This is a genomic window from Pseudomonas guineae, assembly GCF_900113745.1.
Taxonomy (GTDB): Bacteria; Pseudomonadota; Gammaproteobacteria; order Pseudomonadales; family Pseudomonadaceae; genus Aquipseudomonas; species Aquipseudomonas guineae.
This window is the reverse complement of record NZ_FOQL01000004.1, coordinates 324,254-349,702: the sequence shown is the minus strand read 5'-3', so window position 1 is coordinate 349,702 and position 25,449 is coordinate 324,254. Positions and strand designations below refer to the sequence as shown.

Genomic DNA, 25,449 nt, shown 5'->3' with positions numbered 1-25,449 from the left:
CCTTTATTGTGTAAGCCTGGGGTCAGGTCTTCTTGCGCACATAGAGCACAAGATTGTGATCGACCAGCTCGAAACCATGCTCTTTAACAATTTCTTTCTGGCGTCTTTCGATCTCAGCATCGAAGAATTCGATCACCTCACCCGAGTCGACACAAACCATGTGGTCGTGATGGCCACTGTCCGCCAATTCGAAGACCGCATGACCGCCATCGAAGTTATGACGAACCACTAAGCCTGCCGCCTCAAACTGCGTCAACACCCGATATACGGTGGCCAGCCCCACATCATCGCCCGACTCCATCAGTGCCTTGTAAACGTCTTCGGCACTCATGTGACGTTGATCAGTGGAGTCGAGCATTTGCAGTATTTTGACCCGTGGCAGGGTCACTTTCAGGCCAGCCTTGCGTAGTTCGCTATTTTCAACCATGGTCTGCTTTCTCACGGAAGCGGCTTCGCAGCTTCCTTTAATGCGGGTATGATCCGGGGTTATATTGCCCAGCCAAGATAGTGGAAGTCGCCCACCGATGCAAAAGACCAAACTCCTGCTGACCAGCCTCTCCCTTACGGGGCTACTCGCACTCGCCGGTTGTTCATTCCCCGGGGTTTATAAAATCGACATCCAACAGGGCAATGTCGTCACGCAGGACATGATAGACCAGTTGCGTCCGGGAATGACCCGCAAGCAAGTGCGGTTTATCATGGGCAACCCCCTGCTGACCGACACATTCCACGCCAACCGCTGGGATTATCTCTACAGCATCCAGCCCGGTGGCGGCCAGCGCCTGCAAGAGCGCGTTAGCGTGAACTTCGGTGCTGACGATCAACTTGTCGGCCTGTCGGGTGACTTTATGCCAGGTGTAAGCCGTGATCAGGCCATACTCGGTGAAGGTAGCGGCGTAACCACTCCGCAGGCCGCACAACAGGCTGAAGAGAAACCTGCACCGGGCTCACTGCTTGAACAGATTCAGCGCGAAGTGGACGATGTGAAAGTCATACCTGTACCTACGCCAGAACCGCTGGAAAACTCACCGCAGTAATAATTGTGCTGATAAAAAGCCCGGACATGTCCGGGCTTTTTTATGCTCCGCTAGCCCTCAGCGCTTAATGCTCGGCACCGTCGGCTTTGGCTTGCGCCGCTTTGGCCGCACGCTGCTTACGCACTTCTTTGGGGTCGGCAATCAGCGGGCGATAGATTTCCACTCGTTCGCCCTCCTCCAGTATTCGCTCATCCGGTTTACCCACAAGTTTGCCAAAAATACCCAGCGGGCTGTTGTGTAGGTCCAGGCCGGAAAAGTGCGCCTGCATGCCGGACTGCAACGCGGCCTGCCGCACCGTAGTGCCATAGGGCACGCCAAGACGCAGCAGCTTCTGCTTGTCAGCCAGGGCGTACACCACCTCAACCACGATGCTTGGCTTATCCATGGAGTTGCTTAGCCCTTTGGCAGAAGGCATCAACCAGAGTGTTGGTGGCCTGGTTAAACAATGGCCCGAGCGTTGCCCGAACCAGCGGACCGGCGTAGTCAAAGGTCAGGTCCAGGCTGATTTTACAAGCCTTGTCGCCCAACGCTTTGAACTCCCAATGCCCATAAAGCTGAGTGAACGGCCCTTCGACTAGGTTCAAGGTAATCCGCTCGCCAGGTATCAGGATATTGGCGGTGACAAAGCGTTGGCTCATGCCACCCTTAGCCACTGCCAGACTCGCGCGCATGTGAGTATCACTGACCTCAAGCACCTCACTGGCTGAGCACCAGGGCAAAAACTGTGGGTAGCTGGCCACATCATTGACCAGGTCGAACAGCGCTCGCGCCGGATACGGCAACAACGCCGAGCGTTGAATATGCGTACTCATAACCCAACCACTTGGCTAAACAGGATGCAGATGATCATTTACTCAGCTCTGCGACAAACACAATTAGTACGCCAATCGGCGCGACCACACGAATAAACCAGTACACCAGGTTGAACAGCAACGGGCTCTTCATCGCCAGCTCTTCACGCACCGCCTCACGCTTGAGCACCCAACCGGCAAATACGGCAAAAGACAGGCCACCGAGCGGTAACAGAATACGACTGGTCAGATAATCGATGCTGTCGAAGAAATTCCGACCACCCTCCGCGCCCCACTGGAACAAATGAAAGCCGTCATCGCTAAACACAAAGAACTTCGCCTCAGCGCCGAGGTTGAAGGACAGCACCGTACCCATACCGATCACCCAGCACACAAATGCCAGCACACTGGTTACCAGCACCCTGCTGCGCTTGCTGCGCTCGACCAGGTAAGCCACCGCCGGCTCCAGCATAGAGATAGAAGAGGTCCAGGCGGCAATCAGCACCAAAACAAAAAACAGCGTACCCATCACCTGACCGAAAGCGATATTGCCGAACGCCACAGGCAAGGTGACAAACATAAGCCCGGGCCCTGCACTTGGCTCCAGGCCACCAGCGAAGACAATGGGGAACAGCGCCATACCCGCCGTAAGCGCCACCAGGGTATCAAGAATACCGACGGTGAGAATGGTGCTGCCAATCGAGGCATTCTTCGGCATATAAGAGCCGTAGACCATGATCGCGCCGACGCCGACGCTCAAAGTGAAGAAGGCATGCCCCATGGCGGCCAACACACCGTCAAGAACGCGATCTGGCTGGAAATTGAACAGAAAGTGGAAGCCCTGCATAAAGTGCCCGGTGGTCATGCTGTACCCCAGCAGCACCAACAGGAGCACAAATAGCAGTGGCATCATGATGCGCAAGCTGCGCTCAAGACCTGCCACCACACCGCGGGCGATAACAAACCCGGTCAGCAGCATAAACAGCGTATGCCACAGGGTCAGCCGCCATGGATCAGCGGTCAACGCGCCAAATGCCGCGCCCGCGCCCTCCGCACTGACACCGGCAAACTGCCCGCTGCCCATGCTGAGAATGTAATCCAGCGACCAGCCCGCTACCACACTGTAAAACGACAGGATAAGCAGTGCGGCAATCATCCCCATCAACGCCGCCCAAGACCACTTCGGCGAAGCGCCCGACTCTATGGCCAAGGCCTTGAGGGTGTTCACCGGGCTCTGCCGGCCGCGCCTACCGATCAACGTCTCCGCGAGCATGATCGGTAGGCCGACCATAAAGATGCACACTAGGTACATCATCACGAAAGCCCCGCCGCCATACATGCCGGTCATGTAGGGGAACTTCCAAATATTGCCCAAACCGACAGCCGAACCGGTCGCCGCCAGAATAAACACCCAACGGCTGGCCCAGGCACCGTGTATCGAAACCTTATCGTTCGCCATGCTCGGCTTAGCCCGCTCTATTTAAAAAAGATCGCGCATTGTCGGGGATTCATCAGGGCGGCTCAAGCGCAGCCGACGCTGGGCGACCCGAGAGCGCTTTTGCCGTATCGCACACATAGCTTCCTCGCCTGCGACTCCCTATAATGCGCGCCCTATGGCTAAACAAAAGAAACACCCGCAAGGCACCATCGCGCAAAACAAGAAAGCGATGCATGACTACTTCGTCGAAACCCGATTCGAGGCAGGCTTGGTCCTGGCCGGCTGGGAAGTGAAAAGTCTGCGCGCTGGTAAGGCTCAGTTGGTCGACAGCTACGTACTGCTGAAGAACGACGAAGCTTGGCTGATGGGCTGCCACATCACTCCATTAACGACGGCTAGCACCCACGTGATTGCCGACCCCATTCGCACCCGCAAGCTACTGCTGAACAAGCGTGAGCTGGATAAGCTATTCAGCGCCGTGCAGCAGAAAGGCTATGCCTGCGTAGCGCTGTCGATCTATTGGAAGGCGCACCTGATCAAGTGCGAGATTGCCCTGGGCAAGGGTAAAAAGGACTTCGACAAACGCCACACTGAGAAAGAGCGCGATGCTGATCGCGAAGTGCAGCGCGCGATGCGCACTAAAGGTAAAGACGACTGAGTGTCGCTCTGTCTGCACAGAAAAGACGCCCCGCTGATGCGGGGCGTTTTCGTTAGTGCGCGGTTTAGCGCAATTCGCTGAAAGCCAGCTTGACGCCCAAGCCAATCAATACGGTGCCCATCAACCGATCAAACCAGTGCCCCATTCGCGCAAACCCGGCGCGCACCCGCTGGTGGCTGAACAGCTGGGCGACCATGCAGAACCACAAGGCGGTAGCCAGCGCTAGGTACGCCCCATAACCCGCCTGCACCAGTAACGGCGTATGCGGATTGATCACGACAGTGAACAACGACAGGAAAAACAGCGTGGCTTTGGGGTTCAAGCCATTGGTCACAAAGCCAGCAACAAAGGCAGCACGGGGTGAACGCACGCCCTCGGCCAAATTCAGCTCAGCAGAGCTCGGACTTGCCGGTTTAGCCCGCAACGCTTTAATACCGATGTACAGCAGATAAGCGGCGGCCAACCATTTCAAGGCATTGAACAGCACAAGCGATTGCGACACGATTAAGCCGATGCCCAACAACGAATAGGCCACATGAATAAAAATCCCACAGCCTACGCCTAACGCACTGAAAATCCCGGCACGCCGCCCATGACCGACGCTTTCGCGCACCACAATCGCAAAATCTGGTCCCGGGCTGGCCACTGCTAGCAAGTGGATCAGCGCCACAGCTAAAAACTCAGTCCAGTACATAAGGGCGGCTCCGCGGCATCGAAATGATTCTGTTAGGCTCGTAACCTTACTCCCCTCCTTAAGCCGCAGGATAGATACAGCTGATGAGTAACAGTCACCGCGCCGTCTTTCTCGACCACAGCTCACTCGACTTGGGCGATCTTGATCTATCCGGCCTAAGCGCCAGCTTTAACGACCTGCAACTGTACCCACACAGCACGCAGGCGCAGACCATCGAACGCCTACAGGGTGTACAGGTGGCGATCAGCAACAAAGTGCCATTGAATGCTGAAGTATTCGCCGCTTGCCCGGAGCTCAAGCTGATATTGGTAGCAGCCACCGGCATCAACTCGATTGACCTGGCCGCCGCGCGCGCCCACGGCATCAGCGTGTGCAACTGTCAGGGTTACGGCACGCCATCCGTAGCGCAGCACACCTTGATGCTGCTGCTCGCGCTGGCCACGCGCCTGCCGGATTATCAACGGGATGTTCGCGCCGGGCACTGGCAACAGGCGCAACAATTTTGCCTACTAGACCACCCGATCATCGAGCTGCACGGCAAAACCTTAGGCATGCTTGGCCATGGCGAACTGGGCAGTGCCGTTGCCACACTGGCCGAAGCCTTTGGCATGCGCGTGCTGCTCGGCCAATTACCCGGCCGGCCGCCCCGCGCAGACCGCCTACCGCTGGATGAGCTGCTGCCACAAGTCGATGCACTCACCCTGCATTGCCCGCTGAACAGCGACACCCTGAATCTTATCGATGCACGTGAGCTGAGCTTGATGAAGCCTGGCGCCTTGCTGATCAACACCGCGCGTGGCGGCCTGGTCAACGAACAAGCCCTGGCTGATGCGTTGCGCGCCGGCCACCTCGGTGGCGCGGCCACTGACGTGCTGACCCAGGAGCCGCCCAAGGATGGCAACGTGCTGCTCGCCGCCGATATTCCTCGACTGATCATCACTCCGCACAGCGCCTGGGGCAGCCGCGAGGCACGGCAGCGCATCGTTGGCCAGCTGACTGAAAACGCTCAGGCATTTTTCAACGGCGCACCTGTGCGCCTAGTCGGCTAAGCTACGCGACTTTTTTCCAGGAGCGTCCATGGACCCGCGAAGCGAAGTACTGCTGCGTCAGGCCAATCTATTCACCGGCCCGCTGCTGCTTGCCGGTTTACCGGCGGATGATCTGCTCGGTCATTTTCCTGAGGCCCACGGCTGGAGCTGGCACGCCGGTGAGCACAGCCTGCTGGATACGCGCTTTAGTGGTCGCTGCCACTTTGGCACCGAACCTGCCGCACGCGATGTCCAGGCAGCCGTGTTGTTTCTGCCGAAATCCCGCGAGCTCACCGAGTACCTGCTCAACGCCCTGGCCGCACGTATGGGCGGTCGCGAGCTGTTTCTGGTCGGGGAAAAGCGCGCCGGTATCGAACGCGCAGCGAAACAACTGGCGGCTTTTGGTCAGGCGCGCAAGCTCGACAGTGCGCGGCACTGCCAGCTCTGGCAAGTAAGGGTTGAGCACAGCCCGGCCACGCCGGACCTGCACAGCCTGGCGCAACGCTACGAGCTCCCCTTGGCCGATGGGCCGCTGCAGGTTCTCAGCTTGCCTGGTGTATTCAGCCACGGTCGCTTAGACGTCGGCAGTGCGCTGCTGCTGGAACATCTAGACGATTTACCAAACGGCCATATCCTCGATTTCGGCTGCGGGGCTGGCGTGCTCGGTGCGGCGCTGAAACGTCGCTACCCGGATAGCCAGGTGACGATGCTGGATGTCGACGCCTTTGCCGTGGCAAGCAGCCGCCTGACTCTGGCCGCTAACGCCCTGCAGGCCGATGTAATCAGCGGTGACGGCATTGATGCCGCCCCCACAGGCCTTAGCGCAATCCTCAGCAACCCGCCCTTTCATCAGGGCGTGCACACCCACTACCAGGCCACCGAGCACTTGCTGCGTCAGGCGGCCAAGCACCTGACCAGCACCGGCGAGCTTCGCCTGGTCGCCAACAGCTTCCTTAAATATCCACCGCTGATCGAGCAGCACCTCGGCTCCTGCCAGACTCTGGCCGATGCCAAGGGCTTTCGCATCTATCGCGCCTGCAAAGACTGATTCGAGGCTTGCCCTCTCGCGGGGGCGGGGGCAAAATGCGCGCGTCCTAGGGGAGTAGTCTCCCGCGAGCGCCAGCTCGCCCGGCACGCGTCAACATACTTGCTCAGCAGAGCATGGCGCGTGCGATCCAAGGCCCACTGAGGTGGCCTTACGGTTTGACCAGACCTATGACACGCACACCTTACCCGGGGCGGGGAGGCTGTACGTGTCATAGCCATGTCGACCCGCCCCTTTAGGAACGCCTGATGCTCGAATCCTTATTTGTCCCGACCTTTATCGTTGCCTTGGCCGAAATCGGCGACAAGACGCAATTACTGGCCCTGCTTCTGGCCGCACGCTTTCGCAAACCGTGGCCGATCATCTGCGGCATCGTGGTCGCCACCTTGGCCAACCATTTCGCAGCGGGCGCTATCGGCAACTGGGTCGCCAGCCTATTCTCCCCCGCCACCCTCAGCTGGATGCTCACCGCCAGCTTTGTCGCGGTAGCGCTGTGGACCTTGGTTCCGGACACGCTAGATGACGATGAAAGTTCTAGCTTTAAACGCTACGGCCCGTTCCTGACCACGTTAATTGCGTTCTTCCTCGCCGAAATGGGCGACAAAACCCAAATCGCCACCGTGATGCTGGCCGCGCAATACCCGCACTTCTTGCTCGTCGTCATCGGCACCACACTCGGCATGTTGGTCGCCAATGTACCGGTAGTTTTAGCCGGCAATTTTGCAGCTGAACGCCTGCCCTTAACCCTTATTCGCCGCCTTGCAGCCACGGCCTTTGCTGCTCTTGCTGTGTATACGGGCTATCAGGCCTTGAAGTTTAGCGGGCTGATTTGATAAACAGCTCATGCCGGGACGCTGGCGCTTTGGCTAACGCCTCAGCGCCCACGCGCCTGCTAAGGCGAGCAAAATCTTTGTCCACTCAACAGTCAGGGAGACATGCATGTCATTGGATGATCGAAAAAAACGGGTGCGCCAGCACATCGACCTGTCATGGAATAAAGGTCGTACTGCCCTGACAGAGCAGCTGCACAGCAAAGACTTCCTCTACAAAAGCTCGTTTATCGGCACACCATTGGACAGCCAAGCATTTTCTCAAATGGTGCAGAGCATTCGTCACGCGATGCCCGACCTGCAGGTGGTCGTTGAGGAATGCATTGCCGAAGGCTACAAAGTTGTCACGTGGAGCACCCTGATCGGCACCATCCAGCGGCCTGCACTCGGCTATCAACCCAGCGACAAAGTGCTGAGCATCTCAGCCATGGCCTTCTGGACGCTCACCCCACGCCATGAAATCCAGGAAATTTGCACCATGTTCGACATGGAAAGCTTCCGTTCACAGTTGGGCCTGCCCACTCAATCTTTTGCCGCTAAGGCCCTGCCTTAACCGCGAAAAGACGATACCCACCCAAACAAAAAGCCCCGCATGCATACGGGGCTTTTTGTACTTACAGCGACTTAACGCGCCTGTTCGTACAGCGGCATTACCTTAGGAATCGCCGCCTGCAAAGAGGCAATCCGACTGTTTGACGATGGGTGGGTACTCATAAACTCAGGCGGTGCACCTTCGCTGGCAGCCGCCATTTTCTGCCACAGGCTGACTGCCGCATTCGGGTTGTAGCCACCGCGGGCCGCCAGCTCCAGACCAATCAGGTCAGCCTCGTTCTCATTGCCACGGCTGTTTGGTAGGGTCATGCCGTATTCCACAGCTGCATCGGCCAGCGCCAGGGTGTCGGAGCCCAGACCGAGCAAAGCGCCGGCGCCTTGCTTGGCCATCTCGATGCCGTAGGCCTTGGACATCGCCTCACGGCTGTGCTCGCGCAGGGCGTGGGCCATTTCGTGGCCCATGATCGCGGCGATCTCATCGTCAGTCAGCTTCAACTTTTCGATGATGCCGCTGTAGAAGATGATTTTGCCACCCGGGCCGCAGTTGGCGTTAAGTTCGGGGCTCTTGATCAGGTTGACTTCCCACTGCCACTGCGCCGAATCCGGACGAAACAGCGGTGCCTGCTTGATCAGGCGGTCGGCAATTGTGCGCAGGCGCTTGGCGTTGTTGCTGGTTTTATCTAACACCCCCTTATTGGAAGCCTCGCCCAGAGTCTGTTGATAGGACTGCGCATACATCTGATTAACTTCTTGAGTCGAGAGCGCGCTGAACATGTACTGCTTGCGCTCGACACCTACTGCGCCGCCACTGGTGGTATTAACGACCTGGCATCCTGCCAGCAGCAAGGCCGCAGCCAGCGCAGATAATGGCAACAAGTGTTTCATGCTGAATCTCCCGATGAACAAGGTTCGTATGCTAGGCCGCCCCCTCCAACCGAGCAACAGCTGAACTTGCACAATCAGCTGAAGCCATCTTTTATCTGCATACAGGCACTACGGATTCCATCCCAGCCTGCCGATAGCTATGGATAGCACCCTATTTCGCCGGAGCATCCATGAAGCTTAAATCCATTCAATTTTCAGTTGCTGCTATGGCCGGCGCGAGCGTCCTCGCCGTGGTCGCTGCACTTGTGGTGTATGCACTTTTTGCCAGCAGCAGAAGCCAGGAGTTGGTGCAGGAGCGCACCCGCGGCCTACTCGAACACGTCATCCAGCAACGTTTGACTGCACTGGCGCAAGCGCAGGTCTTGCAGATTCAGCGTGAACTGGACGCACCACTACAGATCACTGCCGACCTGGCGCGGATTAACGCGCTGCTCGGTATGCAGGACAGCACTGGCAGCCCGCTGTTGTCGATTAGCCGGGAAGAACTGGCAAACCTCGTACACGAAACCACAGCACAAAATCCTAAACTGCTGGGCAGTTATATCGGCTGGGAGCCAAATGCCTTCGACGCCAATGATGACGTGTACGCCGGTATAAAGGACAACGGCTACGATGGCTCGGGGCGCTTCAACCCATGGTGGTTCCGCAATGCCGATGGCAGCTTGGGTATTGATGCCCTGGGCGATATGGAGACCGAAACGCTGCTCCCCACTGGGGTTCGCGCTGGCGAATACTACCTTTGCCCCAAAGAGAGCAAAAAAACCTGCGTGATTGACCCTGCACCCTACGAAGTCGGCGGCAAGATGATCATGCTCGCCTCCTTTACTTCTCCGATTCTCGTCAATGGTCAATTCCGTGGCATTGCCGGGGCAGACCTAGCCGTTAACTTCATTCAGGAGTTGTTGCTCAAAGCAGACAGCCAACTCTATGACGGCGCAGGGGAAATGGCGCTGATCGCGAGTAATGGCCGCCTGGTCGCGTCGACTCAAGCGCCGGACAAGCTTGGTAGCCCAGCCGCTGAGCTACTCGACGCTAACGAAGTGGCGAACTTACAAAGCATGACTGCAGGTCAAGTCATCTATGACATTGACGAGCAAGAAGACCCGTCTAAGAACCACATCGAACTGTTTCTCAACTTCAACATTGGCGATACCGATACTCGCTGGGTGCTCATGCTGATACTCCCGGTTAATACCGTCATGGCTGATCTACAGAGCATGCAGGCCGACCTCCATGCACAAGGCGAGGCCGACACCCTGGGCATGGCGCTGGTAGGCTTGCTGATTGCGACTATTGGCTTATTAGTGGTGTGGTTTGTTGGCTACGGCATTGCCCGCCCACTAAAACAAATGGTGGCGATGTTGGATGACATCGCCAAGGGTGAAGGCGACCTAACTCAACGCCTGACGACCGACCGAGCGGACGAGCTGGGTATGATCGCACTCGGTTTTAACACCTTCCTAAGCAAGCTGCAGGCAATGATCAGCCAAGTGGTGAGTTCGGTACAAAAGGTCAGCGACTCGTCCGAGCACACTGCCGACATTGCCATCCGCACTAACCAGGGCGTGCAGAAACAAATGGCGGAAATCGAACTGGTCGCCACTGCTGTGCATGAAATGACCGCCACTGCCCAGGATGTGGCACGCAACGCCACCCATGCAGCTGAGGCCGCTAATCATGCAGACCGCGCCGCTAATCAAGGCAAGCAAACGGTGCAGAACACCGCTAACTCGATTGCTGCACTGGCTCAGGAAATCGGGCGCGCGGTGACCGTGGTGCAAACGCTGGCCAAGGACAGCGAGAACATTAACGCCATCTTGGTAGCGATTCGCGGCATTGCCGAGCAAACCAACCTGCTCGCGCTCAACGCGGCCATCGAGGCCGCACGCGCCGGCGAACAGGGCCGAGGCTTTGCCGTAGTGGCCGACGAGGTGCGCAACCTGGCGCAAAAAACCCAGCAGGCCACCGAAGAGATCCAGACCATGATCCAGCAGCTGCAGCAAGGCACCCGCGACGTCGTAAAAGTGATGGAAGACAGCCAGAGCAAAACCGAGATCAGCGTGAAGCAAGCCAGCCAGGCAGCCGAAGCGCTGGAGTCAATCACCCAGGCGGTTTCGGTGATCAACGACATGAACACGCAGATCGCCAGCGCGGCCGAGGAACAAAGCGCAGTGGCCGAAGACATCAACCGTAACGTCACTAATATTGGCCAGGTGGCCAATGAAGTTGCAGGTGGCGCCGACGAGGCCAGTCAGGCCAGCGCAGAGCTGACCAAATTGGCCGAACAACAACGCCGCTTGATCAACCAATTCAAGGTCTAACTGGGCAGGCAAAAAGGGCGGACTGCCTCGCAGTACGCCCTTTTTTATTGTTAATGCCTTGTGAGGATAGCGCCCGCCAGCTAGGCGGGCGTCAGGCATTCTGGCGCATCTAATTTAGGATCATTGACCAGGTTGGCCAGCACCCGCTCGCGCAGCGCCGTTTGGTGCCGTGCCAGTAAGGCTTGCAACTCAGCTGGCGATGTATCGGCTGCCAACCACGCCGCCTGCCCGGCCTCATCAAGAATCAACGGCCGGCGCTGATTGGCGGCGGCCTGGGTTACCACCGCAGCGCTCAGGTAAACGCAGCCTTCAACCGGGTAGGCTTCCCACAACGCGGCAAAATACAGCGGCGTGCCCTCGCCCGTCAGCCAATACGGGCGTTTGCGTGCCGTGCCTCGCCACTCGTAAAAGCCATTAGCCGGTAACAAACCGCGGCGCAGGCGAAACGCCTCACGAAACATCGGCTGCTCGGCCAGGGTTTCCGCGCGGGCCTGGGCCGGCGTCTTCGTTAGATCAGTCAACCAGGGGGGCGTCAGCCCCCAGCGGGCGCGCGTTAACTGGCGCTCGCCATCGACGTTGCGCAGCAGCAAGACCTGACTATGCGGCGAAATACTCCAGTGCGGTAACTGGTCAGCGGGAAAACCGGGAATCGCCGCAAATGCAGGCGTCCAACGAAACAGGGCAAAACGTCCACACATGAGAAAAACTCGATAACACTTGGAATAAACACAGTAGCCGCGCTGCGATGGCTAAAAATCGGCTTAACGGTCTTCCCCGTTAGAACCCTACAAGACGCACCACCAGTCACAGCCCGTAGCGACGTAACCGCTACTCAGCAGAGCAGCGTGCCCAGGACATGATCCGGCTCATCGCCAGGCAGCGGTTGCGCCGCATTGTACGCGGCGATCAACTGCTGTGCGTCCTGCGCGTGTTCATCCTCGACCATTAGCCCGAGCAAACCACAGGCAGGTAACTCACCCACCGCGCCCGCGAGATGCTGCCCGGTGAGGTAACCTTCGATACCTTCACTGGCCAGCATCCCTAGCAGCAATTCAGCTTCCATCAAGTCTTGCGGCTCGTAGATTCGCTGCATCAGTCATTTTCCCCGCGCACGTCGAGGCTCCAGTCCTCGCCATCGGTTTGCAGGGTAAATACGATCGGTCGGCAGCACACCGAACAGTCTTCTATGTACTGCTGATCGCCAGCAGACAGGTCGAGTAAGGCCTCAACCTGCTCGCCACAATAAGGGCATTGGTAGTCCTGAGTTTCCAGCATCGCGGTCTCCTTGTGACTTGGGCGTATAATCGCCGGTCTATAGCTGGCCTTGCAGTCATGCAAAGGCCCTTACTGAGCGCGACGATCCGCGCAGTGAGCATCCCCGCAGCCAACCACAACAAGAGAGCATGATGGGCGAATTCGATGCCATCCGACCTTACGCCGACGCCGAAGTCCCTGCCGTACTTGCGCGCCTGCTGGCCGACGATGCGTTTCTAGGCATCCTCACTCAGTTTCGCTTCCCGCGTTTGGCGGCACCTTTAGGCTGGCTGCTTAAACCACTTATAGCCTATCGCCTGCGTCTTGAGTTTCGCGACGTCAGTTCGGTAGCGCAATTGCAAACGCGCATCGCCAGTTATGTCGATCACACCATTGAGCGGGCAACCGATGGCGTGAGCTATTCCGGCATCGAACACCTGCAGGGCGGCCAAGCCTATTTATTCCTCGCCAACCATCGCGATATCGTCATGGACCCGGCCTTTGTCAACTACGCGGTGTACCACGCTGGCCTGCCGACGCCGCGCATCGCGATTGGCGACAACCTACTGCAAAAGCCGTTTGTCAGCGACCTGATGCGCCTGAACAAAAGTTTTATCGTGCACCGCTCGATCAGTGGTCGACGTGAAAAGCTGGCGGCTTATCAGTTGCTCTCGTCCTATATCAATCACTCGATTCGCGTTGACGGCGAGTCGATCTGGATCGCCCAGGCCGAGGGGCGCGCCAAGGATGGTGATGACCGCACTGATTCGGCGATCCTCAAGATGTTCCATATGAACCGTAAGGCCGAGCCGTTTGCCGAGGTGATCAACAGCCTGCGCCTGACGCCGGTGTCGATCAGCTACGAATACGACCCGTGCGATCAGGCCAAGGCCCGCGAACTGTCAATGCGTGCGGGAAGTGGCAGCTATACCAAAGCGGCAGGTGAAGATGACCAGAGCATTGCTCTCGGCATAACCGGCTACAAAGGCCGCGTGCATGTGCACTTCGGCGCGCCAGTAGACCAGGGTTTGGATGACAGCAAAATGCTGGCGGCAGAGATGGATAGGCGGATACTCAGCGGCTATCGGCTGTTCCCCGTGCATTACCTGGCGTATGCCATGTGGGCGGATCGCGACCCCACACTGGCAGTGCCCAATGTTGCCGAATTATTCCCCGCAGCTGAACTCAGTGCGGCAAAAAGCGAATGGCAGCGCCGCCTGGCTAACTGTCCGCGCGAACAGCAGCCCTACCTGATCCTGCAATATGCCAACCCGGTGCGTAACCAGTACCGGATCAAAGCCGGCCTGCCTCTTTGACGCGGTGACCCGCCATAAAAAACGGCAGCCAATGGCTGCCGTTTTTTATGGGCTGAACCTGAACTACAGCTGGGTACTGAGCCAGGACAGCAGCAATGCCGATGCCTGGCAGGCATAGCCAAACCGATAGAAGAAGCGGTTTAGGCGCAGTGTCGGCTCATCCTCGGTATAGGCCTGCTGCGCCAACTCGCTTAGCACGTTACCGGCCAACATCCGCCCCAGCGCGCGCTGCTCACGCAGGCGGGTAGCCAGCAACAACCAGGAGCCGGCCATGGCAAAAAACAGCGCCAACCCATTCAGCCACTGCCCAGGCTGACTTTCGATCAACCACCAAAGCGCTTGCAACGACATGTTCGACCTCAACTTCTTAATGGCATGCGAGCACTGTCGCGCCTGACCATCAGCACACCCAATACAGCATCAGGCAGTCCAAATACGGGCGCGGAGTCTACCGAAGGATGTCGCTCTCGCGGCTCGATTCCGACGAATCGCAGCTACCGTGAGCAACGGGTCGAAACACTGGCACATGCCTGATTTAGGGTTTAACGCTCGTCTCAACGCCTTGCTCAAAAGGTTTCGCGCGCGCAGACAGACCCTGATTAGCCATGGAGAATTGCACCATGCTGCATGCCCACCCCCAAGACCGCGACGACCTGATCGACTCGCTGGATGATGTTGAAGCCGTCACCGATGGATTGTCATTCAACGTGCACGACGAGCACTGGCTGATGTACTGCGCCATCGGCGGCCATGAACACTCCGCCCTACCTGATATCGACACACGCACAGGCCTGCCAGCGTTTTACAGCGAAGCCGCCTGAAGCGCGGCCGTTCGCTGCAGGCGAGAAATCGCAAACAGAAAAAAGCCCGGAAAAGTCCGGGCTTTTTTATTACGCCAACAGCGCTTACTGCGCGAGCACCTGACCGATGGTCGGATCCTTGAATGCGCGGGTGAGTGCATCGCTCAACACATCGCTAACCAGCTTGGTGTTGGTGGCCTGATTCGGCGCCATGCCGAAACGCTGATTCAACGACGCCCCGTAACGGCCGCTGTAGCGACGGCTACTGTTCTGCACATCAACCCGGAAAGTCGCGGTCATGTCCGCTTCAGTCACATACAAACCTTCCTTAGGCGACTGATACTTGAGCTCGGCTAGGGTCAGAGTCAGCTGCGGCGCGTTGTAGGCATTCGCGCTCGGGGTGAAACCAAGCAGGCGCACAGCCGCTTCAGCCTGAGCCTGCAGCTTGGGCAGTACATCCTGACCAGTCACGCTGATGGCGCTGGTTTCCGGATACAGGCCGCCGCGAGTCCCCAGCACAGGCGAAGGACGCCCATCAGCCACTCGCACCACAACCGGCTGGCCTTGGCCAACGGCGGTCAATGGGCTATTGAGCTTAGGTTGTGGGCTGAGTTGTTGCGGGCTGTGGGCACAACCCACCAGAGTAAGGCTGGCAACAGCCACCAGACCAAACAGCAGACGATGCAGCATGCTCAACTCTCCATAGAAATAAGGGGCAGACGTGGCGCAGTATACCCAGCGCGATAAAGGCCTGACAGCGCTGGTTGTTATGACGCACAAGCGTGTAACAGGTTCCCGTAACGCTCTTGTCATGCGCTTCAGGCATAAGACTTTAGTCTTCTCTGCTCGTGAGTGAATCGCCATGTTCGACCTGCGTAGCCTGCTCGCCCCGCGCCGTCCGATGCGCACGTTCGCGCTACTCAACGCGCAGGGCATTTGCACCGCACTGCGCCAGTCAGCCCAAGCCCCACAAGGCTCTGGCTGGGTTGAAGTGCAACACAGCTGCTTGAGCTGGCTTGGTCAGCAGCTGCCAAACGACGCCAGGACCATACAGTTCACGCCACACCCGCGCGCCCAGCAAACGCTGGCAGCCTGACCAGCGAAAGAAGAAAAGTCACACCAGGCGATCAATTTTCCTGCTTTGCCCTTATAATCGCGCCCCGAATATAAGGACGCCTCCTGTTCGGGCCTTGCCGTAACGCTGATGCATCATTCATCGGCCGCGCCCCAGAGAGTCGCCCACTTCACGCTGTCCTCTAGCTAGCGCTTTTCCCAACTGTGAAACGCCATGCAGCTTCTGCAAAGGTCGCTTTACGTCGGTGAAAAGCTGGCCAAAGCAGACGTGTTTTGAGGTTCACGACTCCAAAAGAGCGTGAAAAAACGGTTTGGAAAACTTCACAAGAGTGTGGCGAAAATGAATGATCTCGCGGTTGGCATCTGCACCCAGAAGCCTGCTTCCTTCAACCCTGAATGTCTCACAGACTGCTGATTACCTGTTTATTCTGGCTGATTAACGTCTATTGAGTGCTGGTTTGCGGAGAAGTGGTAATGGCGCAAAACGAATACGAAACAATGGATGTGGTGCTGGTTGGTGCAGGCATCATGAGTGCGACCCTGGCCGTCCTGCTTAAAGAACTCGACCCAGCAATCAAGCTGGAAGTGCTCGATATGATGAGCGCCGCGTCGAGCGAAAGCTCTTACCCATGGAATAACGCGGGCACTGGCCATGCGGCCCTGTGTGAGCTGAATTACACGCCGGAAGCTGAAGACGGTTCGATCGACATCAAAAAGTCGGTGTCCATCAATGCTCAGTTCGAGGAATCCAAGCAGTTCTGGGCTTACCTGGTCGAGAAAGGTCGCTTTGGCTCGCCCAAGTCGTTTATCAGCCCGGTCCCGCACTTAAGCTTCGTGCGTGGTCAGAAAGGCATCGACTTCCTGAAGAAGCGCTTTGCCGCACTGACCGCTCATCACGCCTTCAGCGAAATGGAATACAGCGAAGACCGCGCCACCATGGCCGAATGGATGCCGCTGATGCTGCCGGGCCGCGACCCGAACGAGCCCATCGCCGCCACCCGCGTGATGGCCGGTACCGACGTTAACTTCGGTGCATTGACCCTGCACCTGCTCGACCACCTCCGTCAGCAGAACGAAGCCAAAGTCACCTGTAGCCAAAAAGTCGTTGGCCTCAAGCGCAGCGGTCAAGGCTGGCGCGTCAGCGTCAAGGACCTGCAAAACGGCAGCACCCGGGAAATCCAAGCCAAGTTCGTCTTCCTCGGTGCCGGCGGCGCGGCGCTGCCGCTGCTGCAGATGTCCGACATACCCGAAGGCAAAGGCTTTGGCGGCTTCCCCGTCAGCGGTCAGTGGTTGCGCTGCGACAATCCGGAAATCGTCAAACAGCACCAGGCCAAGGTCTACAGCCAGGCGGCCGTCGGTTCGCCACCGATGTCGGTCCCGCACCTGGATACCCGCGTAGTCGAGGGCAAGACCTCGCTGCTGTTCGGCCCTTACGCCGGCTTCACCACCAAGTTCCTTAAGCGTGGTTCGTTCCTCGACCTGCCGCTGTCGATCCGTTTCAACAACATCGGCCCCATGTTGGCCGTGGCGCGCGACAACTTCGACCTGACCCGCTACCTGATCAAGGAAGTGCTGCAGTCCGAAGAGAAGCGCCTGGAAACTCTGCGCGGCTTCTACCCAGAAGCCAAAGCCGAAGACTGGCGCATTGAGATCGCCGGCCAACGCGTGCAGATCATCAAGAAGCATGCGAAAAACGGTGGCATCCTGCAGTTCGGTACCGAACTGGTGGCCGCACAAGACGGTTCTCTGGCCGCCCTGCTGGGCGCATCGCCAGGTGCTTCGGTAACCGTCTCGATCATGCTTGACCTGATCCAGCGCTGCTTCGGCGAGCAGGTGAAATCAGAGCAATGGCGCACCAAGCTGAACGAGATATTCCCGGCCATGGCTGACGTTTTGGCCAGCGATGCCGAGCGCTACCGCGAAGTGCAGTCGCGTTCCGATGCCTTGCTGCAACTGGAACAAAGCGTTAGCGCTTGAGCTGCCTGGGCATAAAAAACCGCCTCTAGGGGCGGTTTTTTATGCCTCGGATAAACAGTGTCCACGTCATTCAGGCTGATGTAGCCAGCGGTCTGAAACTAAAATAATGGCGCAGCGCATCGACCATCTCAACATAGTCGGCGGGCGGCGCCACCAGCGCAAAACCCGAATCATAGTAGCCAGGGGTGACATCCTCACGGGACCATTGGCAGGTGGCCGAGAAATCAATGTGGTGCGGAGCATCATGCCCTGGAATTTTCAAACGCATATCAAAGCGCGCGCCCACCAGCAGGGGCAACTGACTGATCAGCAGCAGGCCGTCCAATGAGACGTTACCGATATAGCCCATGGGCTTGTCGGTGATGCGGTTGAACACCTTCAGGTAATACGGCAACTGATGGCGTTCGATACTGCGCTGAGCAGGTGCTGACATAGTGGCACATCGCTATAAATGGCCATTGAGTATGGCCCCACTACTGCACTTAAACCAGTTTCAGGAACAGCGCTCAGCCACCCGGCTTTGCAATTGCTGACGAGCGGTATCGATCTGCTTATCGCTGTAATAACTGCGCTGACCATCGGCCTCATCCCGATAGTAGCTACGCCCCTCAGGAATAGAGGCCAGACGCTTATGCAGTTCGCGGCACTCCTGGGCACGCTTGACCTGCCGCTCGGTCGCAACTGCCGAGGCCTGCGCCTGCTCTTCACGGCGGGCATCGTAAAACCGACTGGTACGTTCTTCCCTCTCACGGGTCAATTGGTCACGTTCAACCACCTGCGGTTTTACTTCAACCTTTTCCGCTCCAGCCACCGCAGGGCGCTGGCCGAAATGCACCTGCCCATTGGCATCCGTCCAACGATAAATTTCCGCAGCGGCCAAACCCGGCAGCAACAATAAGCACAACAAGACGCGCATGGATTCCCTCCCGAAAAACTCAGCTTACTGCCGAGATCAGCGTTCTGTCAGCACTGATGACCAGCGGTCAAGGCTTGACCGGGTTAACCTTAACCGCCACACCAACGCCTTCATGTCCAAGCTGGCGCAAGGTGTCCATACGCGCGCGGGCGCGGTAGGCATATTCGCTGGCCGGATATTGGCTGGTGATGAACTGGTAGGTCTGCATGGCATCGACAAACAATGCCTGACGCTCCAAGCACTGGCCACGCAGCAGAGAAATTTCTGGCTGCATATAACGCCGCGAACGGCTGTTACGCTCGGCCTTGGACAACGACAAAATGGCCGCTTCACACTCACCGCGATCGTAAGCCTCGTAGGCACTATTTAGATGGTGGTCGAACGAGTAGCGGTTGCAGCCGGCCAGCCCCACTAGCAACAAAACAATCAACAGTATGCGCATAAGCCTCTCCTCCGATGTGCAGTGTATCGACTGCCTGAGGAAATTCTGCAGGACCATATACCGCAATAACTCATGCCGCATCACGTGGCCGCCAGAGGTAGTGCAGCGGAACAATGACTACAGGGTTGCGGCATAGTAGCCTCGTCTGCAGTTGCCACTCAGGAGTCTGTGCATGACCGTTCGCCGCACCAAAATCGTCGCCACCCTCGGCCCATCGAGCAACAGCCCCGAGGTTCTTGAACAACTGATCATCGCCGGCCTGGATGTTGCCCGTCTGAACTTCTCCCATGGCTCGCCTGACGAGCACAAGGCTCGCGCTAAGCTGGTGCGCGAACTGGCCGCCAAGCACGGTCGCCACGTGGCCCTGCTGGGCGATCTGCAAGGCCCGAAAATCCGTATCGCCAAATTCGCCAACAAGCGCATTGAGCTGAAACTTGGTGACCGCTTCACGTTCTCAACCAGCCATCCGTTGACTGCCGGCACCCAAGACATCGTCGGCATCGACTACCCGGATCTGGTCAAGGATTGCGGCGTTGGTGACGAGCTGCTGCTCGACGACGGCCGTGTGGTGATGCGCGTAGAAAGTGCCACAGCCGATGCCCTGCACTGCGAAGTGATCATCGGTGGTCCGCTGTCCGACCATAAAGGTATCAACCGTCGCGGCGGCGGCTTGACCGCACCGGCGCTGACCGAGAAAGACAAAGCCGACATCAAACTGGCCGCCGAGATGGAGCTGGATTACCTGGCAGTGTCCTTCCCGCGCGATGCCGACGACATGCACTACGCACGCAAACTGCGTGACGAAGCCGGCGGCACCGCCTGGCTGGTGGCGAAAATCGAGCGCGCCGAAGCGGTGGCCGATGACGAAACCCTCGATGGCTTGATCCGCGCCAGTGACGCGGTGATGGTTGCCCGTGGCGACCTGGGCGTGGAAATCGGTGATGCCGAGCTGTGCGGCATTCAGAAGAAAATCATTCTGCACGCGCGCCGCCACAACAAGGCGGTAATCACGGCGACGCAGATGATGGAGTCGATGATCCAGAACCCGATGCCGACCCGTGCGGAAGTCTCCGACGTGGCTAACGCCGTGCTCGACTACACCGATGCGGTGATGCTCTCGGCGGAAAGCGCCGCCGGCGCCTACCCGCTGGAAGCGGTGCAAGCCATGGCGCGCATCTGCCTGGGCGCGGAAAAACACCCAACCAGCAAGAAGTCCAGCCATCGCATAGGCACCGAGTTCGAGCGTTGCGACGAAAGCATCGCCTTAGCAGCCATGTACACGGCCAATCACTTCCCTGGCGTAAAAGCGATCATTGCCCTCACTGAAAGTGGCTACACCCCGCTGATCATGTCGCGCATCCGCTCTTCGGTGCCGATCTTCGCCTTCTCTCCGCACCGTGAAACCCAGGCCCGTGCGGCGATGTTCCGCGGCGTCTACACCGTGCCGTTCGACCCCGCCGCCCTGCAACCGGCCGAAGTCAGCCAGGCCGCAGTGGACGAGCTGCTCAAGCGTGGCGTGGTGCAGGCTGGTGACTGGGTGATACTGACCAAGGGCGACAGTTACCACACCATCGGCGGCACCAACACCATGAAACTGCTGCATGTGGGTGAAGCGCTGGTTTAACTGCTGCGCTGCAATGCAAAAGGCCGCTCAGTGAGCGGCCTTTTTGTTTGCCTCAATGCCTCAGGCGAACGTGCTGAAATCCGGCGTGCGCCGCTGCATAAAAGCGGTCAGCGCTTCGATGGCTTCGGGCGAGCGCAGGCGTTGACCGAACAGCGCGCCCTCCTCCTCGATCACCCGGCGCAGTTGCTCGCGATCCGGCGCGCGCATCAGGCGTTTGCTGTCCGCCACTGCAGCGGGCGCCAGTTGCTGAAAGCGCAGGGCCATTTCGCGGGCCTTGGCCAAGATTTCAGCGCCGTCCGTCAGTGCCTGGTTGGCAATCCCCCAGGCGGCGGCCTGCTCACCGGTAAAACTCTCTCCCAGCAACAACAGCTCAGCGGCCCGAGCGTGGCCGAGCAAGCGAGGCAGAATCAGGCTGGAGCCGTACTCAGGGCAAAGCCCCAGGTTAACGAAAGGCATTTTCAGCTTGGCCCCACGGCCGACATACACCAGATCGCAGTGCAGCAGCATCGTGGTGCCGATGCCCACGGCCGGGCCGTTGACGGCAGCCACCACCGGCTTGCTGAACTCGAACAACGCCTGCATAAACTGGAACACTTCACTGTTCAGCCCGCTAGGCGGTGCCTTGATGAAATCGGCGACATCATTGCCGCTGGTGAAGCAACTTTCACCGCCGGTAATCAGGACCGCGCGTACGCTTTTATCCTGATCGGCCTGCGCCAGCACTTCCGCCATACCGCTGTACATAGCCCGAGTCAGCGCGTTCTTTTTATCGGGGCGGTGCATGCGCAAGGTCAGCACCCCTTGTTCACGCTCAACCAGCAGATGCTCACTCATTATTGTTCCTCACGGCAGGCCTCCCGCATGCAGGCAACCTTAATGGCTAGCGCGCATGCGGCAAAAAAACGTCAGCGAAGGTTTGGTTACGCGGCAAACCCGCCAGATAGAGGCGACGCGCAAAGGTTTCGACGCTGTCAGGGTGGCCGCAGAGTAAAGCGATGGTTTGCCGCGAAACAAGGCGCAGTTCGGCCAAAGCAGCCGGCAACTCGGCCGCCACCATTAGTTCAACCTGCACCTGGGGGTGACTGGACGCCAGGGCCCGCAAGGGCTCAGCCAGGTAATGCCCCGCCTGATCATGGGCCAGATGAATAACCCGGATAAGCCCTTGATGCTGCTCGCGCAGCGCCTCACGCAGCACCGCGTACAACGGCGCCAAGCCGGTGCCCGCGGCCAGCAACCACAGCGGCCGGGCTTGCCATTCGGGGTCATAGTGCAGGGCTGCGCCGCGTAACTCGCCCAGCCGTAGGTTGTCGCCGGGCTGAAACGCGCGCGCCGCTGTGGCAAACGCGCCGCCCTGACGACAATCAATATGAAACTCCAGCCAGGTATCAACGCCAGGGATACTCGCCAATGAATAAGGTCGAGCAATACCGTCTTCGGTCCAGAGCTGCAGATGCTGGCCGGCGCTGTAACGCAACGGCTGCGGTGGAGTCAGGCGTAAACGCAGCACATCCGCACTCAGCCAGTCACAGCTGTAGATGGTCGCCGGCAGCCCATCACGCAGCGGGTTGAACACTTCAACCTGTATGTCATCACGTATTTGGCACTGGCAGGCCAGACGCCAGCCCTGCTCTCGCTGCGCACCAGCCAGTGCTTCCGGTTTTGCGTCGAGTACATCACCACGTACACAACGCACCAGACAAGCATGGCAACTGCCCGCCCGACAGCTGTAAGGCACGGCAATACCCGCCGCTAAGAGGCTGTCTAACAAATTACTGGCGCTAGCGACTTGAAGGCAGTGTTCAGCGACCCGTAACTCAGGCATCCACCTGCTCCCAGGTCGCCGCGCAGCGGTTTCGCCCTTCACGTTTAGCTTGGTAGAGGGCCTGATCGGCACGCTGCAGAGCATCATCAAGGTCATCGTGAACGCCAAGCAGGGTCATGCCGATAGAGACGCTCAGCCCCTCCAGCTTCACGCCCAGCGGCTCGGCGTGGCTGAACGCCTCGCGTAAGCGCTCACAACATGCACTGAACTGATCGGCTTCGGTATTGGGTAGTAGCAAAACAAATTCCTCACCGCCATAGCGGGCCAGCACATCACCCTCGCGCAGACAGGCGCGGGCTACGACGGCAAACGTCTGCAGCACGCGATCGCCGGCGGCGTGACCGTGCATATCATTGATTCGCTTGAAATGGTCGAGATCCAGCAACGCCAGACCGTGCTGACGCCCACTTCGCAAGCCTTCCAGCTCACGACTAGCCAAGCGCAAGAAGTGCCGACGATTGTAGAGCCCGGTCAACTCGTCAGTCGCTGCCAGGTCTTCCAGCTGACGCATCATGCCACGCAGGGTGTCCTGATGCGCTTGCAAAGCGAAGCGGCGTTTGCGCATACGTTGACGCAGCGCCTGGGCGTAACTGGCGAATAGGCACAGCCAAACCAGTACCACAGACAGCACGCATGCCTGCATCAGCGCCATACGCGGCGCACGCAACTGCAGGGTATAGGCCTCATATAAGTTCAACCCGGCAAAACCCAAAAAGGCCACCAGTGCGCAACGGGCAAAGACCTTGGGCGGCAGCTGAAACACACCGAACAGCAAAATCAGCATGTAAATCACCAACAGGCTGCCGCGTCCCTCGCTGAATAGCGAAAGCAGCGCTGTCAGCCACACCAATGCCACCAGCACCTGGAGTTCCGTCAGGCTGGGATCGGCGAAGCGCAGATTGAAGCGGGATAGAAACAGCCCGAGAAAGAGTATTTGGCTTAACGCGGCCAAGGCGGCGATGCTCAGAACGGCTAACGGCGGCGCATTAAACAACCCGGTAAATGCGCCAACTCCGCACAACAGCCCGGTCAAAGCGTACGTCGCCGCCGCCATACTAAAACGCTTCAGCAGCAGTCTTTGCAGGCTGCTCCGAGTACCCGATTGACTGCTTGGGTTCATGGTGTTTATGGGCTCCTTCCCATACTGGCATCTAGCCGCCACTCTACCCCTGCGATTACACAATGCCTAGTCAATTAGTCGGCGTCATTAACCGATCAACGACCATGGTCGCGACCTACAAGGTGTCCGCCTAGTGCCGTGCGCGCTATACTGCCGCGCCTTTTTATCTTGTCCTCTGGCCCTGATAAACCTGCGCCGGGCATGCCCCAGCGCTCTTCGAAGTTCCTGCCCTACTCCATCTATAGCAAAGGGAGCGCACAGCATGACCGTGATCAAGCAAGACGACCTGATTCAAAGCGTCGCCGACGCCCTGCAGTTCATTTCCTATTACCACCCCGTAGATTTCATCCAGGCCATGCACGAGGCCTACCTGAAAGAAGAATCCCCGGCTGCGCGCGACGCCATGGCGCAGATCCTGATCAACTCGCGCATGTGTGCCACCGGCCACCGGCCGATCTGCCAGGACACTGGCATCGTCACCGTGTTTATCAAGGTGGGGATGGATGTGCGCTGGGACGGCGCGACCATGAGCGTCGATGACATGATCAACGAAGGCGTACGCCGCGCTTACAACTTGCCGGAAAACGTCCTGCGCGCCTCGATCCTGGCCGACCCAGCTGGCGCTCGGAAGAACACCAAAGACAACACCCCAGCTGTGATCCATTACTCCGTGGTGCCCGGTGACACGTTGTCGGTAGACGTCGCGGCCAAAGGCGGCGGTTCCGAGAACAAGTCGAAGATGGCCATGCTCAACCCGTCCGATTCGATCGTCGACTGGGTGCTCAAGACCGTGCCAGAAATGGGTGCTGGCTGGTGCCCGCCTGGCATGCTCGGCATCGGTATCGGCGGTACAGCCGAGAAAGCGGCGGTCATGGCCAAAGAAGTGCTGATGGAGCACATCGACATCCACGAACTGCAAGCACGTGGCCCTTCGAACAGAATCGAGGAGATCCGCCTCGAACTGTTCGAGAAGGTCAACCAGCTGGGCATTGGTGCCCAGGGCCTGGGTGGCCTGACCACCGTGCTCGACGTCAAGATCATGGATTACCCGACCCACGCCGCCAGCTTGCCGGTGTGCATGATCCCCAACTGCGCCGCCACCCGTCACGCCCACTTCGTGCTCGACGGCTCCGGCCCGGCCGAACTGGAAGCGCCGGACCTTTCCGCTTACCCGGAAATCGTCTGGGAAGCCGGCCCGAGTGCGCGCCGCGTTAACCTCGACACCCTCACCCCGGAAGACGTACAGAGCTGGAAGCCGGGCGAGACCGTGTTGCTCAACGGCAAGATGCTCACCGGCCGCGACGCCGCGCACAAGCGCATGGTCGAGATGCTCAACAAAGGCGAACAGTTACCGGTTGACTTGAAAGGTCGCTTTATCTATTACGTCGGCCCGGTTGATCCGGTCGGTGACGAAGTGGTCGGCCCTGCTGGCCCAACCACCGCCACGCGGATGGACAAGTTCACTCGGCAGATCCTCGAAAGCACTGGCCTGCTCGGCATGATCGGTAAATCCGAGCGCGGCCCGATTGCTATCGAGGCGATCAAGGACCACAAAGCCGTGTACCTGATGGCTGTTGGCGGTGCAGCTTACCTGGTCTCGCAAGCGATCAAGAAGTCCACCGTATTGGCCTTCCCGGAAATGGGCATGGAAGCGATCTACGAGTTCGAAGTGAAAGACATGCCGGTTACTGTGGCGGTCGACACCAAGGGCGAGTCGGTGCACATCACCGGCCCGGCGATCTGGAACAAGAAGATCCACGACAGCCTGGCGGTCGAGATCAAGTAAACGTTGTAGCGTTACCACAAACCCGGCCGAGTGCCGGGT

Annotated in this window: 30 protein-coding genes, 1 pseudogene and 1 riboswitch; of the genes and pseudogenes, 14 read left to right on the top strand and 17 right to left on the bottom strand. The window is 58.5% G+C overall.

Translation table 11 applies throughout. The features are described from left to right. Positions 1-22: 22 nt before the first annotated feature. A complete protein-coding gene (fur, locus tag BMZ32_RS15910) occupies positions 23-427 on the bottom strand; it encodes a ferric iron uptake transcriptional regulator (RefSeq protein WP_090243727.1) in 405 nt (134 codons plus the stop codon). A gap of 97 nt (positions 428-524) precedes the next feature. Between fur and BMZ32_RS15905 the strand changes: the two genes are divergently transcribed. Further along, positions 525-1,037: an outer membrane protein assembly factor BamE gene (locus BMZ32_RS15905; RefSeq protein ID WP_090243725.1), complete on the top strand. Its 513-nt coding sequence runs from the start codon at positions 525-527 to the stop codon at positions 1,035-1,037. A 64-nt stretch (positions 1,038-1,101) separates the two neighbouring features. Here BMZ32_RS15905 and BMZ32_RS15900 read toward each other — a convergent pair whose 3' ends face one another. The 3 genes from BMZ32_RS15900 to BMZ32_RS15890 are packed head-to-tail and all read right to left on the bottom strand — an operon-like array spanning position 1,102 to position 3,287. Further along, positions 1,102-1,422, bottom strand: coding sequence for an RnfH family protein (locus tag BMZ32_RS15900; RefSeq protein ID WP_090243723.1), 321 nt, complete (start codon positions 1,420-1,422; stop codon positions 1,102-1,104). Continuing rightward, positions 1,415-1,849: a type II toxin-antitoxin system RatA family toxin gene (locus BMZ32_RS15895; RefSeq protein ID WP_090243721.1), complete on the bottom strand. Its 435-nt coding sequence runs from the start codon at positions 1,847-1,849 to the stop codon at positions 1,415-1,417. The genes BMZ32_RS15900 and BMZ32_RS15895 overlap by 8 nt, the downstream gene beginning before the upstream one ends. A gap of 34 nt (positions 1,850-1,883) precedes the next feature. After that, positions 1,884-3,287, bottom strand: a complete 1,404-nt coding sequence (locus tag BMZ32_RS15890; protein ID WP_090243719.1) for a sodium-dependent transporter — start codon at positions 3,285-3,287, stop codon at positions 1,884-1,886. 154 nt (positions 3,288-3,441) lie between these two features. Between BMZ32_RS15890 and smpB the strand changes: the two genes are divergently transcribed. Then, positions 3,442-3,924: an SsrA-binding protein SmpB gene (smpB, locus tag BMZ32_RS15885; protein ID WP_090243717.1), complete on the top strand. Its 483-nt coding sequence runs from the start codon at positions 3,442-3,444 to the stop codon at positions 3,922-3,924. A 64-nt stretch (positions 3,925-3,988) separates the two neighbouring features. Here smpB and BMZ32_RS15880 read toward each other — a convergent pair whose 3' ends face one another. Continuing rightward, entirely contained in the window at positions 3,989-4,618 is a 630-nt protein-coding gene (locus tag BMZ32_RS15880; RefSeq protein ID WP_090243715.1) for a LysE family translocator, read from the bottom strand. Positions 4,619-4,701: 83 nt separating this feature from the next. Between BMZ32_RS15880 and BMZ32_RS15875 the strand changes: the two genes are divergently transcribed. The 4 genes from BMZ32_RS15875 (at position 4,702) to BMZ32_RS15860 (ending at position 8,074) form a co-directional block, all read left to right on the top strand. Continuing rightward, the gene (locus tag BMZ32_RS15875) at positions 4,702-5,667 is read left to right on the top strand and encodes a 2-hydroxyacid dehydrogenase (protein ID WP_090243714.1); all 966 of its coding nucleotides are present in this window, start codon (positions 4,702-4,704) and stop codon (positions 5,665-5,667) included. Positions 5,668-5,695: 28 nt separating this feature from the next. Continuing rightward, the gene (locus tag BMZ32_RS15870) at positions 5,696-6,694 is read left to right on the top strand and encodes a class I SAM-dependent methyltransferase (RefSeq protein ID WP_090243712.1); all 999 of its coding nucleotides are present in this window, start codon (positions 5,696-5,698) and stop codon (positions 6,692-6,694) included. Positions 6,695-6,725: 31 nt separating this feature from the next. Beyond that, positions 6,726-6,934: riboswitch (yybP-ykoY riboswitch) on the top strand. Positions 6,935-6,939: 5 nt separating this feature from the next. Beyond that, the gene (locus BMZ32_RS15865) at positions 6,940-7,524 is read left to right on the top strand and encodes a TMEM165/GDT1 family protein (protein WP_090243710.1); all 585 of its coding nucleotides are present in this window, start codon (positions 6,940-6,942) and stop codon (positions 7,522-7,524) included. Positions 7,525-7,630: 106 nt separating this feature from the next. Beyond that, positions 7,631-8,074, top strand: a complete 444-nt coding sequence (locus tag BMZ32_RS15860; protein ID WP_090243708.1) for a ketosteroid isomerase-related protein — start codon at positions 7,631-7,633, stop codon at positions 8,072-8,074. Between the two features lie 71 nt (positions 8,075-8,145). Here BMZ32_RS15860 and BMZ32_RS15855 read toward each other — a convergent pair whose 3' ends face one another. Next, complete coding sequence (locus BMZ32_RS15855) at positions 8,146-8,958, bottom strand: M48 family metallopeptidase (protein WP_090243706.1); 813 nt, start codon at positions 8,956-8,958, stop codon at positions 8,146-8,148. A gap of 170 nt (positions 8,959-9,128) precedes the next feature. Here BMZ32_RS15855 and BMZ32_RS19880 point away from each other — a divergent pair. Then, positions 9,129-10,424 (top strand): annotated as a pseudogene (locus BMZ32_RS19880) (methyl-accepting chemotaxis protein); the annotation flags it as partial. A 12-nt stretch (positions 10,425-10,436) separates the two neighbouring features. Then, entirely contained in the window at positions 10,437-11,279 is an 843-nt protein-coding gene (locus BMZ32_RS19875; protein WP_423815411.1) for a methyl-accepting chemotaxis protein, read from the top strand. An 80-nt stretch (positions 11,280-11,359) separates the two neighbouring features. On the opposite strand, the gene BMZ32_RS15845 is transcribed toward BMZ32_RS19875, so the two are convergent. From BMZ32_RS15845 to BMZ32_RS15835, 3 genes are all read right to left on the bottom strand, one after another. After that, on the bottom strand, positions 11,360-11,977 hold the full coding sequence (locus BMZ32_RS15845) for an SOS response-associated peptidase (RefSeq protein ID WP_090243702.1): 618 nt from the start codon (positions 11,975-11,977) through the stop codon (positions 11,360-11,362). Positions 11,978-12,111: 134 nt separating this feature from the next. Continuing rightward, on the bottom strand, positions 12,112-12,372 hold the full coding sequence (locus BMZ32_RS15840; protein WP_090243700.1) for a putative signal transducing protein: 261 nt from the start codon (positions 12,370-12,372) through the stop codon (positions 12,112-12,114). Next, positions 12,372-12,554 (bottom strand): CPXCG motif-containing cysteine-rich protein, encoded by a 183-nt coding sequence (locus tag BMZ32_RS15835; protein WP_090243698.1) that lies wholly within the window; start codon positions 12,552-12,554, stop codon positions 12,372-12,374. The genes BMZ32_RS15840 and BMZ32_RS15835 overlap by 1 nt, the downstream gene beginning before the upstream one ends. A 131-nt stretch (positions 12,555-12,685) precedes the next feature. Here BMZ32_RS15835 and BMZ32_RS15830 point away from each other — a divergent pair, with 131 nt between their 5' ends. Continuing rightward, positions 12,686-13,849, top strand: coding sequence for a 1-acyl-sn-glycerol-3-phosphate acyltransferase (locus BMZ32_RS15830; protein WP_090243696.1), 1,164 nt, complete (start codon positions 12,686-12,688; stop codon positions 13,847-13,849). Between the two features lie 63 nt (positions 13,850-13,912). Here the strand turns inward: BMZ32_RS15830 and BMZ32_RS15825 are convergent, their stop codons facing one another. Beyond that, entirely contained in the window at positions 13,913-14,200 is a 288-nt protein-coding gene (locus tag BMZ32_RS15825; protein ID WP_090243694.1) for a hypothetical protein, read from the bottom strand. Positions 14,201-14,469: 269 nt separating this feature from the next. Between BMZ32_RS15825 and BMZ32_RS15820 the strand changes: the two genes are divergently transcribed. Further along, positions 14,470-14,670 carry a hypothetical protein gene (locus tag BMZ32_RS15820; protein ID WP_090243692.1) on the top strand — a complete coding sequence of 67 codons (201 nt, stop codon included), beginning with the start codon at positions 14,470-14,472 and terminating at the stop codon, positions 14,668-14,670. 84 nt (positions 14,671-14,754) lie between these two features. Here the strand turns inward: BMZ32_RS15820 and BMZ32_RS15815 are convergent, their stop codons facing one another. Continuing rightward, positions 14,755-15,339 carry a YajG family lipoprotein gene (locus BMZ32_RS15815; protein ID WP_090243690.1) on the bottom strand — a complete coding sequence of 195 codons (585 nt, stop codon included), beginning with the start codon at positions 15,337-15,339 and terminating at the stop codon, positions 14,755-14,757. 172 nt (positions 15,340-15,511) lie between these two features. On the opposite strand from BMZ32_RS15815, the gene BMZ32_RS15810 reads away from it, so the two are divergent. After that, a complete protein-coding gene (locus tag BMZ32_RS15810) occupies positions 15,512-15,745 on the top strand; it encodes a hypothetical protein (RefSeq protein WP_090243688.1) in 234 nt (77 codons plus the stop codon). Positions 15,746-16,197: 452 nt separating this feature from the next. Beyond that, positions 16,198-17,700 (top strand): malate dehydrogenase (quinone), encoded by a 1,503-nt coding sequence (gene mqo, locus BMZ32_RS15805; protein ID WP_090243687.1) that lies wholly within the window; start codon positions 16,198-16,200, stop codon positions 17,698-17,700. Positions 17,701-17,770: 70 nt separating this feature from the next. Here the strand turns inward: mqo and BMZ32_RS15800 are convergent, their stop codons facing one another. The 3 genes from BMZ32_RS15800 to BMZ32_RS15790 form a co-directional block, all read right to left on the bottom strand. Further along, the gene (locus BMZ32_RS15800) at positions 17,771-18,133 is read right to left on the bottom strand and encodes a PilZ domain-containing protein (RefSeq protein ID WP_090243686.1); all 363 of its coding nucleotides are present in this window, start codon (positions 18,131-18,133) and stop codon (positions 17,771-17,773) included. 60 nt (positions 18,134-18,193) lie between these two features. After that, positions 18,194-18,616 carry a DUF4124 domain-containing protein gene (locus BMZ32_RS15795; RefSeq protein ID WP_090243684.1) on the bottom strand — a complete coding sequence of 141 codons (423 nt, stop codon included), beginning with the start codon at positions 18,614-18,616 and terminating at the stop codon, positions 18,194-18,196. A gap of 67 nt (positions 18,617-18,683) precedes the next feature. Continuing rightward, positions 18,684-19,058: a tetratricopeptide repeat protein gene (locus BMZ32_RS15790; protein ID WP_090243682.1), complete on the bottom strand. Its 375-nt coding sequence runs from the start codon at positions 19,056-19,058 to the stop codon at positions 18,684-18,686. Between the two features lie 172 nt (positions 19,059-19,230). Between BMZ32_RS15790 and pyk the strand changes: the two genes are divergently transcribed. Further along, a complete protein-coding gene (pyk, locus tag BMZ32_RS15785) occupies positions 19,231-20,682 on the top strand; it encodes a pyruvate kinase (RefSeq protein WP_090243680.1) in 1,452 nt (483 codons plus the stop codon). 60 nt (positions 20,683-20,742) lie between these two features. Here pyk and BMZ32_RS15780 read toward each other — a convergent pair whose 3' ends face one another. From BMZ32_RS15780 to BMZ32_RS15770, 3 genes are read right to left on the bottom strand one after another with little or no spacing between them, the layout of a single operon-like run. After that, entirely contained in the window at positions 20,743-21,516 is a 774-nt protein-coding gene (locus BMZ32_RS15780) for an enoyl-CoA hydratase (protein WP_090243678.1), read from the bottom strand. Positions 21,517-21,562: 46 nt separating this feature from the next. Next, positions 21,563-22,504, bottom strand: coding sequence for an iron-sulfur-binding ferredoxin reductase (locus tag BMZ32_RS15775; protein ID WP_090243676.1), 942 nt, complete (start codon positions 22,502-22,504; stop codon positions 21,563-21,565). Continuing rightward, positions 22,497-23,624, bottom strand: a complete 1,128-nt coding sequence (locus tag BMZ32_RS15770) for a GGDEF domain-containing protein (protein WP_090243673.1) — start codon at positions 23,622-23,624, stop codon at positions 22,497-22,499. The genes BMZ32_RS15775 and BMZ32_RS15770 overlap by 8 nt, the downstream gene beginning before the upstream one ends. 262 nt (positions 23,625-23,886) lie before the next feature. On the opposite strand from BMZ32_RS15770, the gene BMZ32_RS15765 reads away from it, so the two are divergent. Next, positions 23,887-25,410: a fumarate hydratase gene (locus BMZ32_RS15765; RefSeq protein WP_090243671.1), complete on the top strand. Its 1,524-nt coding sequence runs from the start codon at positions 23,887-23,889 to the stop codon at positions 25,408-25,410. Positions 25,411-25,449: the final 39 nt, after the last annotated feature.